At 51.0% G+C, this 12,284-nt stretch carries 10 protein-coding genes and 1 riboswitch; of the genes, 3 read left to right on the plus strand and 7 right to left on the minus strand.

Annotated elements, in window-relative coordinates; genetic code table 11:
- Nucleotides 1-70: 70 nt before the first annotated feature.
- Complete coding sequence (locus SYN_RS08815) at nucleotides 71-406, minus strand: hypothetical protein (protein WP_011417745.1); 336 nt, start codon at nucleotides 404-406, stop codon at nucleotides 71-73.
- Nucleotides 407-629: 223 nt separating this feature from the next.
- Nucleotides 630-2,237, minus strand: a complete 1,608-nt coding sequence (locus SYN_RS08820) for a sigma-54 interaction domain-containing protein (protein ID WP_011417746.1) — start codon at nucleotides 2,235-2,237, stop codon at nucleotides 630-632.
- Between the two features lie 244 nt (nucleotides 2,238-2,481).
- Nucleotides 2,482-2,615: riboswitch (cyclic di-AMP (ydaO/yuaA leader) on the plus strand.
- A 188-nt stretch (nucleotides 2,616-2,803) separates the two neighbouring features.
- On the opposite strand from SYN_RS08820, the gene SYN_RS08825 reads away from it, so the two are divergent.
- Both SYN_RS08825 and SYN_RS08830 read left to right on the plus strand, forming a co-directional pair.
- On the plus strand, nucleotides 2,804-4,174 hold the full coding sequence (locus SYN_RS08825) for a TrkH family potassium uptake protein (RefSeq protein WP_011417747.1): 1,371 nt from the start codon (nucleotides 2,804-2,806) through the stop codon (nucleotides 4,172-4,174).
- Nucleotides 4,175-4,183: 9 nt separating this feature from the next.
- Nucleotides 4,184-4,837, plus strand: a complete 654-nt coding sequence (locus SYN_RS08830; protein WP_011417748.1) for a potassium channel family protein — start codon at nucleotides 4,184-4,186, stop codon at nucleotides 4,835-4,837.
- Nucleotides 4,838-5,031: 194 nt separating this feature from the next.
- Here the strand turns inward: SYN_RS08830 and SYN_RS08835 are convergent, their stop codons facing one another.
- From SYN_RS08835 to SYN_RS16080, 3 genes are all read right to left on the minus strand, one after another.
- Complete coding sequence (locus SYN_RS08835) at nucleotides 5,032-6,402, minus strand: sigma-54-dependent transcriptional regulator (RefSeq protein WP_011417749.1); 1,371 nt, start codon at nucleotides 6,400-6,402, stop codon at nucleotides 5,032-5,034.
- Nucleotides 6,403-6,425: 23 nt separating this feature from the next.
- Nucleotides 6,426-8,216: a sensor histidine kinase gene (locus tag SYN_RS15320; RefSeq protein ID WP_049749956.1), complete on the minus strand. Its 1,791-nt coding sequence runs from the start codon at nucleotides 8,214-8,216 to the stop codon at nucleotides 6,426-6,428.
- A gap of 282 nt (nucleotides 8,217-8,498) precedes the next feature.
- Nucleotides 8,499-8,813: a hypothetical protein gene (locus tag SYN_RS16080; RefSeq protein ID WP_148202534.1), complete on the minus strand. Its 315-nt coding sequence runs from the start codon at nucleotides 8,811-8,813 to the stop codon at nucleotides 8,499-8,501.
- 168 nt (nucleotides 8,814-8,981) lie between these two features.
- On the opposite strand from SYN_RS16080, the gene SYN_RS08845 reads away from it, so the two are divergent.
- Entirely contained in the window at nucleotides 8,982-10,319 is a 1,338-nt protein-coding gene (locus tag SYN_RS08845; RefSeq protein WP_011417752.1) for an amidohydrolase, read from the plus strand.
- Nucleotides 10,320-10,484: 165 nt separating this feature from the next.
- Here the strand turns inward: SYN_RS08845 and SYN_RS08850 are convergent, their stop codons facing one another.
- Together SYN_RS08850 and SYN_RS08855 are read right to left on the minus strand one after the other, a co-directional pair.
- A complete protein-coding gene (locus tag SYN_RS08850; RefSeq protein ID WP_041584923.1) occupies nucleotides 10,485-11,852 on the minus strand; it encodes a replication-associated recombination protein A in 1,368 nt (455 codons plus the stop codon).
- Between the two features lie 69 nt (nucleotides 11,853-11,921).
- A complete protein-coding gene (locus tag SYN_RS08855; protein WP_041585581.1) occupies nucleotides 11,922-12,188 on the minus strand; it encodes a hypothetical protein in 267 nt (88 codons plus the stop codon).
- Between the last annotated feature and the right edge of the window lie 96 nt (nucleotides 12,189-12,284).

Below are 12,284 nucleotides of genomic sequence, written 5' to 3' on the forward strand. Positions count from 1 at the left end.
CACCTTCCACATCCTCACCTAATCCGCCTTTGTGTAAAGTGGAGCGGGTTTTTATTATTTGATGATCATATTAAAATAATAAAGAACCATATTGTTTTTTCGAATTATAAGCTATCTGATCAGCGATTTTGATTTCTGCCAGTCCTATCAGAATGAGGACCGAAAACAAAACGATCCAAGAGTTGGTTTTATCTCCACTTGAAAAGATTCCCTGGTCGGACAGGTTCGAAGCGACATGGCTCTGAGTAATATAGGCAGGATTTTTCAGCGGTTCACTGGATGACGACGAGTTGCCGGTCAATGATGCGGATGCGGCGCCAGCCTTCAGCAGAAACAGAATAAGGAAAACCAGAAACACACCCCGTGTTTTACTTCTTAAATTGTTTTTCATGATGCGATCCTCCAATCGCTTTTATTTTTTTAAGATAACTATATCAACATACGTGCCACCCGGAGCAATAAGCGGCAATAATGGATAACATGATGATTATATTCATGATTATCTTATTGATGAAATGATGGCTGTCCGACCGGCGCCGGATTTATCTGCCATATATGATGGTTTCCAAATTATTTGTCGGGCAGGTTATTTCGGGTTCTGGAAGATGTGACTATATGGAGGAAATATTCTAAGGGGTTCCAGGTCTTTTGATGCCGAGCTTCTTCATACGAGCCCTCAGGGTATTCGGCTGCAGATCAAGGATCTGTGCAGCTCCCCGGGGGCCTTCAATTCTCCAGCCGGTTTGTTGAAGCGCCTTCAGTATGTGTTCCCGCTCTGCGTCTGCCAGTGTTTCTCCCGATCCTGTGGAGAAAGACTCATCCCCACGAATAGAAGAATCCAAAGGGATGGCGTCAATCTTTTCTGCAAGCTGAAGTTCAGAACCTTCACTGACTATTACGGCCCGCTCCATAACATTAATCAGCTCGCGCACATTTCCCGGCCAGGCATAGTTTTTCAGAGATTCCATGATCTTTGCGGGAATCCTTTTAATATCTCTGTTGTGACTCTTGCTGAATTTTGCCACGAAGGCCTTCACGAGAAGCGGGATGTCTCCCTTCCTGTCTCTCAAGGGAGGGATATTGATGGGAAAAATATTGAGTCGGAAATAAAGATCCTGTCGAAAACGGCCTTTCTTTATCTCTTCCTGGAGATCGCGGTTGGTGGCCGCGATGATCCGGACATCAACCTTTATCGGATGAGGGCTGCCGATGCGCTCGAACTCTCCCTCCTCTATGACCTTCAGGAGCTTAGCCTGCAGTTCCATCGGCACCTCACCAATCTCGTCAAGAAAGATGGTGCCATTATTGGCAAGCTCGAAGCGGCCGATCTGCCGTGCCGTGGAGCCGGTATACGCGCCCTTTTCTCTGCCGAAAAGTTCGCTCTCAATGAGGTTTGCGGGAAGGCTGGCGCAGTTAACATTCACAAAGGGCCTGTCTCGGCGGTCGCTTTCCCGGTGGAGAAAGCGGGCGAAGATCCCCTTTCCGGTTCCCGTCTCGCCGGCGAAGAGCACCGTCGTCTTGCTGGGGGCAACCTGCCGGATCTTGTGAATGGTGGATTTTATTACATCGCTGGCGCCGATGATTTCGCCAAAGCCCTCTTTTAACTTGATTTCATCGCGCAGATAGATATTCTCGGCTTCCAGCTGGTCCTTCAGTCTCTTAATCTCATCAAAGGCTTTCGCTAACTCAGCCTCCAGACGATGTTGCTCTGTAACATCCCGAGCCATGGATTGGATTGATATGAGCTTCCCCTTCGAGTTTAACAGCACGGAGTTGTACCACTCACAAATGATGACTGAGCCGTCCTTGCGATAGTTCCGGTTTATGTGGATGTTGCTGGTCCGGCGCGATGCGAGCATCTCGGCGCTTAATTCGGCGACATGGTGCATATCGTCTTTGTAAACCCATTTCAACTGGTCGATCCTTTTGCCCATCACCTCCTCGGCATTCCAGCCGAAAATCTTCTCGGCCTGATTCGACCAGTAGGTAATCTGGAAGCGGTTGTTAAATTCCACAACCGCCAGAGGCGCATTGTCGATGTGGAAATTAAGCCGTTGCAAGGTTTCATTCAGTCTGTTCTCAGTCTGTGTGTATTTTAATGATTCTTTCTCTAGAACTCTGACTCTTTTTTCCAGTTCTTCATAAGTGGGTTTTCTGTTCATGCTGAATGGCTCCAGTGCAGAAAGCGGGCTTTGACCCTGGGTGCCTGTCCCCTTGATTTCTGCTTCCTTTTGCATATTTTTCTCAATTCATCAAACAAATATTACGGCCATTGCTGAAGCAACCTGGAACTTCTAAAAAATCATCGGTCACTGCTTCCAACTTAGTAAATGGAGTCGATTGTCGGCAGCTCTCAAATTTAACCCTGCCCAGATTCACGATCCCGGGATGAAATGTAAAATAGTGCAAATATCCTGCTGCTCATTTTTCGGCCAGAAAAGAAGCTTGATCAAGACTTGACAAACATGATTTCTTGATGCTTAATGCATGGCGCTTAATCCTCGATTCAAGAGGAGCGGGGGACCCGTTCTCCTGGGGCGTATCGCCATTTGGCGTAGGGCACCTCTTCGGCCCGAGCCCGTCAGCTAACCTCGCAGGCATCGATGAGGGGACTCTCCCGGAGTGCTTCCGGAGGACACTCCTCCAATACAAGACTTCGGGGTTTTATGCATCTTTTTGTCCCCCAATTCGCTGAAGGCCAGTCCGCGTCATCCGGGAATAATGATTCCAACCCTCACAGTCGGCCGTTCAGCGGTTTATTGCTTCTCCCTTCCTGTATGCCGGGTGTTTCCGAGGTTGCTCAATGAGACTGACGGCATTGCAACTTAAAATGTCCATATCCGGTTATCTGACGCCGGCAAGAAGCTTTATTTTGAGTTTTGCCGCCGTTATCCTGGCTGGAACACTGCTGCTCTGGTCGCCCTTTTCCTCGAGCGGTAAACCCCTGAGTTTTATCGACGCCCTCTTTACCTCTGCCTCCGCGGTCTGCGTAACGGGACTGGCCGTCGTCGATATCGGCAGGGATCTGTCTCTTCCCGGACAACTCATTACCCTTCTGCTCTTTCAGATCGGTGGATTGGGGATCATTACCTTTTCCGTGCTTTTCTTCGGAATTATGGGACGGGGTATATCCTTCCGCGGGCGGGAGATTGTCCAGTCGACTTTTCTCCATACCCCCCGACGGGATTTTTTTATGATCCTCAAGTGGGTTTTGCTCATGACCCTGATTATCGAATCCATAGGAACACTCTTGCTGTTTTCCCGTTTCATTCAGGATTTTCCTCTTCCCAGGGCCTTGTATCTTTCTGTTTATCACGCGGTGTCCGCCTTCAATAACTGCGGATATTCCCTCTTTTCCAACAGTCTTATGGATTATCGCTCCGACTGGATCGTCAATTTGACGATAATGAGTCTGATTGTGCTGGGCGGTATCGGATTTATTGTCCTCTATGAGATCATTTCCAGAGTGCGGGGTAATCAGAAAAAACTATCCCTGCACAGCCGGATCGCCCTTTTGATGACCGGCTTTCTCATTCTTCTTGGAGCTGTTCTGTTTTACTTTTTTGAAATGCATCATGTTCTAAGGGGGGCATCCTGGCAGGAAAATCTGCTGGTTTCACTTTTTCAGTCGGTGACATCCCGAACGAGCGGCTTCAATACGGTGGATATCGGTCAACTGACAAATGCCACGATCCTGCTGTTAATGGGCCTTATGTTCATCGGCGCTTCTCCGGGTTCAACGGGGGGAGGCATCAAGACCACAAGCTTTACCCTGCTGCTGATGATGATCTGGAACCGTATCCAGGGGAGCGAACAGGTGACCATCTTCAACCGCAGCATCCCCGAAGAAATTACGACCCGCACGATTTCCATTGTTTTTGCCTCAGCCTTTTCCGTCGCGCTGATCTCATCGATTCTTCTTTTCGGAAGCCCGGACTCTCTCCCCCCGGCAAGCAGCCGGCACTTATTTGTGGAGTATGTCTTTGAAACCGTTTCAGCCTATGGAACGGTGGGGCTGTCCATGGGAATAACGGCAAAACTGAGTGAACTCCAGAAACTGGCTATAATCCTCATGATGTTTGCGGGGCGTGTCGGTCCCCTGACCCTCGCCTTTGCCTGGAGTAAATCGAAAAGGAAAATCATCTATGCGGAAGAATCCGTGATGGTGGGATAAGGAGGAAGCATGGGAACGAAACGGGTTGTCGTTATCGGATTGGGCATCTTCGGCTTCAACATCGTAAAGGATCTTTATGAAGTCGGTTTCGATGTGATCGCCATCGACAAAAGCAAGGATGCGATTCAGCGGGTTAAGGATTGCTCCACGAAGGCGATTCTGGCCGACGGTCTGGATGGGGAAGTCATGGATATGATCGGGCTTCAGGAAGATGACATCGTCATTATTTCCTTCGGAGAGGATCTGGCGGCCAGCACCCTGATCACACTGCATATGAAACAGCTGAAGATCAGGAATATCATTGTTAAGGCCCCCAATGAAGAGCATAAGCTGATTCTGGAAAAAGTCGGTGCAACGGAAGTTATTATTCCGGAAAAAGAAATCGCACGCAAACTCGTAAAAAGTCTTGTCTCCCCCAACGTCCTTGATTATCTGCCCCTCACCGAAAATTATATGATTTTTGAAATGGCGCCTCCCACCAGCTTTTACGGAAAGACCATTGCGGAACTGCAGCTGCGCAACCGTCATCATATTGAAGTCATCGCCATACGGGATGTCGTTACCGATCATATCACCATGGTTCCCGGGGCTGATTTTGTTGTCAAGGACGGTGATGTTCTTCTTGTTATCGGCAAAGAGAAGGATATTCAGAAGATCAAGTAACCATTGCCGACACCTTCGCATTATGGTTCCAGGTGCCGTGCATGCTGCCGGAAGGTTTTCTGTGTTGAAATGCTGATAAAACTGAGAGACTGCTGACAGGATAACAATCATTGTCCTGCAATGCTTCCTGGAGACGGGATTATAAACGGCTCTGTCTTTTCATGTGTATTTTCAGCAAAAAAGCCTTCACCTTTTCAGGACTTCAATCCGTATTTCTTCAGCTTATAGCGCAACATCCGTTCACTGAGTCCCAGCATTTCAGCGGCCCGGGTCTGATGATCGCCCGCTTTTTCCATGGCGTCCTGGATCATCTGCTTTTCGAGATTCTCTATGGCGCCCCGAAGCCTTCCCTCTCCTTCTTCCGGCACTCCACCGGAGGTGGCAACCAGAGTATCTTCCCGGAAGGGCAGGTCTTCCATGTAAATGATCTCATTGCGGGCGATGACCACGGCCCGCTCGATGATGTTTTCCAGTTCCCGGACGTTTCCGGGATAATCATATTTCATGAGAAGATCCCGGGCCTCGCTGCTGATCCCCGAGATCTTCTTGCCGTTTTCAGCGGCAAAGCGCTCCAGAAAATGATCGATCAGGGCAGGGATATCTTCCCGTCGCTCACGAAGAGGCGGAATGGACATAACCACCACATTCAACCGGTAATAAAGATCTTCCCGGAATTTTTCCTCCTTGACCATGGTTTCAAGATCGCGGTTCGTGGCGCTGATGATCCGGACATCGGCGCGGATGTTCGTATTACCGCCGACCCGCTGAAATTCCCGTTCCTGGAGGAAACGCAGAAGTTTGACCTGCACGGGCATCGTCAATTCACCGATCTCATCAAGAAATAGGGTGCCACCGTCAGCCTCTTCGAACCGTCCGATCCGCCGCGACGTCGCCCCGGTAAACGCGCCCTTTTCATGGCCGAACAGTTCACTTTCAATGAGACTTTCCGGTAAGGCTCCACAATTTACCGTAATAATCGGCCTGGTGGACCGTGGACTGAGCTGATGAATCAATCGGGCCAGGAGTTCCTTTCCTGTGCCGCTTTCTCCCTGCAGCAGAACCGTGGCGCGACTGGATGCCACCCGGGCGGCCATGCTTGTGAGTGCCGCCATTTTCTGGCTGGTGAAAATAATCGCATCCGTGGTAACCCCCTGATCCTTCAATTGACGACGCAGGATCTCATTTTCACGAATCAGGGTCCGCCGCTCCGCAACACGGTCGAGAAGCAGAAGGAGTTCATCGAATTCCAGGGGCTTGGTGATGTAGTCCACAGCGCCGGCTTTCATCGCGTCCACGGCGGTTTCGATTGTTCCATAGGCGGTGATGATCACGACATCCGTTTCCGGATTGAGGCGTTTCACCTCCTGCAGGACCTGCATTCCGTCCATGCCCGGCATCTTGTAATCCAGCAGGACAAGATCAAAGGCCCCGCCCGCTATGGACTGCACCGCTTCTTCGCCACTGGCCGCCTCTTCGACAGTATGGCCTTCTTTAAGAAGAAAATCACGGAGCATTTCACGCTGAGACTGGCCGTCTTCCACGACCAGGATATTAAGACTCTTCATGTTACCCTTCAGGCTTGAATATTCTATGTTGCCATATTTGTTGATTTATCCTGCTTTCGTTCTGCAGGAAGGATGAGCTCGAAGGTCGTTCCCACCTTTTCCCGGCTCAAAACCCGGATTTCCCCGCCATGGCCGCGAATGATCTCATGCGCGAGGGACAACCCCAGCCCCAGCCCCTTCTGCTTGGTCGTGTATTCCGGATTGAAAATCTTTTTCACTTCCTCTTCGGTCATTCCGCAACCGGTGTCCGCGATGCGAATGATCCGACGATGACGGTCCTCATTCGACAGGGAAATCGTAATGGAACCTCCACCGGAGATGGACTCCATGGCATTTTTTACGAGGTTGAAAAGGGCCTGCTGAAGTTTATCCACATCCATGGGAATGATGACCGGCTCATCGCTCCATTCCGTTTTCAGTGTAATTCCCCGGGATTCGGCCTCCTCCCGGATCAGGTCCGTCATCTTCCGCAAAACTTCGGTTACGGAGTAATCCCGCATATCCAGACGGCGGCTTTTGGAAAAGGTCAGAAATTCCTCGATAATTCCGTTCAATCGTCGGATCTCATCCCGAATCACACCGGCCATGTTCTGAAATTCCTCGGCCTTTTCGGGCTCCGCCGGCATAAATTCCCGTTTGAGCCGTTGACTGGCCATGCTGATGGCATTGAGGGGGTTGCGGATCTCATGAGCCACTCCCGCCGCCAACTGGCCGAGAGACGACAACCGTTCCGCCTTTTCCAGGCGCCGCTCAAATTCAATGATCCCGGCAAGATGCCGGTTCTGGTTGTGATAGAGAAGCCACATGGCAAGCAGGGCCACCAGAACGGTGAAAATGAGAGAGACAAACATATTCCTGCGGTTCTCGGAAAGGATCTTCTCAGCGCTGTCCCGCTTCAATCCGATCCGGGCAATTCCTCCCGCCCGGTCGCTGATCTTGAAGGGAGCCGTAATGTCCAGAATCGGTTGATTATCAAACTTCATCTTCCGTGTTTCCACAGCCTTCCGACCATACAACACGTTGTAGAAAGCCTGGTCGAGTCTCTTTGAAGTTCCGGGAAGATTTCCTACCTGCCCCAGCAACTTTCCTTCGTGGTTCATGACGACCAGATAAACCATTTCCTGTCCTTCTCCGAGTTTTTCCATTGCTTTCTCAACGGATACCCTCAGTGCCCAATACCGGAGAGAGTCCTTTTCCAGGGCGATCACCACTGTTCCGCTGCCATCTTTTCTTCTCAGCGCGACAAAATTGATACCCTTCTTTTTGAGTGAGGAAATGAGATTTTCGCCGCTTGACAAGGGGGGCTCTTTTGATCCCGGATTGCTTTCTCCAGCAGAAGGTCCTTCAGGTCGACTCTGAAAAACGACTTTCCCGTCCTTGTCCATGACCGCAATCAGCCAGAGGCTTTCACGTAGAGCAATATTTCTGAGATATTCATTACTTATCTGTTCCGCCTGCCACTGCTCATCCACATCCCGGCCGATTCCCGCCAGCGAGGAGGTCAGCCAGTGCTGCGGAGCAAAGGATTCCTCCTGCAAAGGGGTAAAAATAGGTACGTTTTCGCGTTGGCTGGCTTGAATAAGATTCTTCAGGTTTTCTTCCGACACTTTTCTCACAACACTGATTGTTGAAAGTCCCTGATTCTGCATGAATCCTGTGAGCGTCCGGTCGCTTCGGCGGAAATCCATGATTCCCATGAAAAGAATCAAGCCGATAAACACGGCGCAGACAATCGCCACGGCAATGGGCTGCAGAAAAGAACGCTCATGTCCGGGCAGTGAGTCCTGCCAGATAATTTTTTCTTCTTGCTTCATCTCGGTTTCCTGCCGCTGTATTGCGAAGAGTATCCATAAGATCTTTTCAAGCACCCCGCGTCCGACATCTTAGGTTGATCCATAAAAAAGTCAACCCCTTTTCAATTTTCTTTCTGTTGGATTCGAATGCAAATGAGCCTGATTCGACAATATTGTCGGAGAAGCGACAACGGATATTCATTTCGTATCCTTATGTAATTATTCATAATATTTTATATCGCCATTTTCGGGCGACCGACATTTATTGCCTTCTACAAAATACTTATCACGTTTCACTCCTTCTCATAATCTTAATATCCCAATGATTACTGGCATATGGATATGCATATCACCTGTTGGCACAATCAGTGCTTGGTAATAGATCAAAAGACGAAAATCCGGCAAATTCAAACGGGCAGAATGAACCGGATTACATAACGGACAAAATCCAAAATCGTCTTTTCCTCCTGAACGGAAGGGGAGTCCAAACGGCTCCCCTTCCGTCGTTATGATTCCCTGCGAAAGTTTGTATTTTTTTCTCTTCACTCTTCGTTGAATTTTTCTGATCGCAAGATTCGATTGAACGGACTCCCCTCCTTGTGTTATTTCGATTTCCAATTCGGAGGGAATTTCATGACGGTAAGTCAAAGTCGGCACCGGCAAAAGCGATGCAGCCGGTGATGAATCAATAAAAAATCAGCAGAAAGACACGATTGACAAAAAAATTGAACCCATATTTTTAAGTGCAGGGGATATCTTCAGATTTTCCCGACGAGGTCATTTTTCATGGCAAAAACAGAGCTTGATCTATTGATTCGCGGCAGCGTCCTGTTGACGATGCGCGAGGAGGAGGCTGTCATTGAAAACCCCGTCGTCGGCATACGGAACGGAAAAATCGTTCTGATCATGCAGAACGATCTCTTTACTGAGGAAGAATACACAGCCAGAAAGGTCCTGGATAGAAGCAATACCCTGATCATGCCCGGACTCGTGAATACGCACACACACCTGGCCATGTCGTGCTTCCGTGGACTGGCCGACGATCTCCCCCTGATGGCCTGGCTTCACGAATACATTTTCCCCGCAGAAGCGCGGCACGTCAATCCGGAAATGGTTTACGCGGGTTCCCTGCTGGCCATGGCGGAAATGATTCTGTCCGGCACAACGACCTTCTGCGACGGCTACTTCTTTGTCGATCAGGTCGCCCGGGCGGCAAAGGATGCCGGGATGCGGGCTGTTGTCTGCCAGGGATTCATCGATTTTCCCACGCCGGACACATCCGACCCGTCCCGGCAGATGGAAACCGCGGAACGGTTTATTGGAACGTGGAAAGACGCTTCACCTCTGATTCAGCCTGCCCTCTTCTGTCATTCACCCTACACCTGCTCCCCGGAAACACTGGTCCGCATCAAAGAGGCGGCCCGAAGGGAAAAAATCCTCTACGTTCTGCATCTTTCCGAAACCCGTGAGGAAGTTTCCCTGATCCAGGATTGTTATGGGAAACGGCCTGCTTTACATCTCCACAACCTGGACGTTCTTGATCCGGATACCCTTGCCGTGCACTGCGTATGGCTCGACGAGGAAGAGCAGGGCGTCCTGGCGGACTGCGGCGTCCGGGTTTCTCATACCCCGCAAAGCAACATGAAACTGGCGGCGGGCATCGCTCCTGTCCCGGCCATGCAGGCCATGGGCATTTCCGTATCTCTGGGAACTGACGGCTCAGCCAGCAATAACGATCTGGACCTTTTCCGGGAAATGGATTCGACGGCAAAGATCCACAAGGTCGCCACTGGAAACCCGGCCGTCATGGATGCCGCAAGGGTCGTCCGGATGGCCACTTCCGAAGGGGCCGGAGCCCTGGGGTTGCAGGACCGGATTGGGTCTCTTGAAGTCGGCAAGGCTGCGGATCTCATCATCCTCGATCTGAATCAACCTCATCTCACGCCGATGTACCATCCCTTTTCTCATCTCGTCTACGCGGCCTCCGGCGCGGATGTGCTCACCACCGTCATTGACGGCAACGTGGTCATGGAAAATCGGAAAATCCTCTCTTTCGACCTGGAGGCAATCATGAGGGAAGTCGAGAAAATCGCGGAGAAGATAAGAAAAAGCTGCAGGAAATAACACCATCATATCATGCCGCATTCCATAAAGAAAAAAGTGAACAGAGATGCGGCAATACACAGCACCGATGGATCGTGCGTTGACATGCAGGCAATAAAGCGATCCAGGCAGGCAAGGGCTATAACGGATCATCCGACAGTTGATCCCGGCAGGCAGGCTTACAACTTACTTTTCCGAAGAGGTCTGTTGCTGTCTTCTGGCTTCATTCAGACGTTTTTTCCATTTTTCCAGGCGTTCACGAATCGTCCGCTCATAGCCGCGGTCCGTGGGTCGGTAAAATTCATGCTCTTTGGCCAGAAGGGCGTCGGGAAGATACTCCTGGGGAACCCAGGCGCCTTCATAATCGTGAGCATAACGGTAATCCCGGCCGTATCCCAGATCCTTCATCAGACGCGTCGGGGCATTGCGGATATGCAGGGGAACGGGAAGCGTTCCCGTTGCGGCAATCGCCGCTTTCACCCGACCGTAACCCGCATACAGGGCGTTGCTCTTCGGCGCCGTCGCCAGATACACGGCAGCCTGCGCCAGGGCCAGTTCGCCTTCGGGCAGTCCGATAAAATGGAATGCCTGCATTGCGGTCATGGCGATGCTCAACGCCATGGGATCGGCATTGCCTACATCCTCCGAGGCAAACCGGACCATCCTGCGCGCGATGTAAAGGGGGTCTTCTCCCGCCGTAAGCATTCGTCCCAGCCAGTAGAGGGCGGCATCGGGATCGCTGCCCCGGAGACTTTTATGAAAAGCCGAGATGAGATTGTAATGCTCCGCTCCGGACTTATCGTACTGCAGGCCTTTTTTCTGCAGGGCCTCCTCGACCTGCACACGTGAAATCCGCGATGATTGTCCTTCTCCTGCAGCAAGCAGAGACGCGACGGCCTCCAGACTGTTCAGCGCGGTCCGGGCGTCTCCATCGGCGGTGTGGACAAGGTATGCCAGGGCATCCTGATCAAGCTCCAATCCGAGGTTTCCCAGACCCCGCCTGCGGTCCCTCAGCACCCTGTTGAGAATGCGGACCAGATCTTCATCCGAAAAAGGTTTGAGAACAAGAACCCTGCAGCGGGACAGCAGCGGGGCGATGACTTCAAAGGAAGGGTTCTCCGTGGTCGCTCCGATGAGTGTGATCAGGCCGCTCTCCACATGAGGGAGAAAGGCATCCTGCTGGGCCTTGTTGAAACGGTGAATCTCGTCGACAAAGAGAACCGTTTTCTGTCGGTTGTTTTGCCATCGTGCCTCCGCTTCCTCCACAACCTTCCGAAGCTCCTTTACACCGGAAAGCACTGCGGAGAAGGCGGCAAAATACGCTTTGGTCTCGCCGGCCACAATCCTGGCCAGGGTCGTCTTTCCAGACCCCGGCGGTCCCCAGAAGATAACGGAAAACAGCCGGTCCTCTTCAATCGCGCGCCGCAGAAGACTATGCTTCTTCAGAAGATGCTCCTGTCCGAAAAATTCATCCAGGGTCTCCGGCCTCATTCGATCCGCCAGAGGCCGGCGGCTTTGTTCCGTTGTCTCATTGTTTCGATCAAAAAGATCCATGGTTATTCCCTTATCCGCCTTACCGGCGCTGAAGTTCGCCTGGAACGGAGAAGTCGCCCCACTCACCACTCACGATGGAGTTTTCCCCAGCTTTCTGGCCGCTTCGATCAGTTCAACCAGGGAAGATACCTTGTCTTTGGATTCCTGAAGGCTGTACCGTTCCCATGCCTCCGGAGTCATCTTTTTTCTCAGGTAAATTTCTGCAGGGATACGGGATTCCCAGCAGAGAAGAAAGCGGAAGCAGGGAAGCTCTTCGGCTTCCCTGAGGCAATAGGACAAGAGGATCTCGTGCCCCAGCCGGGGGCAGCGTATTTCAAGATCATCAAAGGATTCCATAAGATCACAATTATTTAAGAAAAGAAGCTTTTTCAAATTTCGGGAGGCGAAGGTTCAATTCTTCTTCTCCGTCTCCCGAAAGAATATGATGCATTG

The organism is Syntrophus aciditrophicus SB, assembly GCF_000013405.1.
GTDB lineage: Bacteria > Desulfobacterota > Syntrophia > Syntrophales > Syntrophaceae > Syntrophus > Syntrophus aciditrophicus.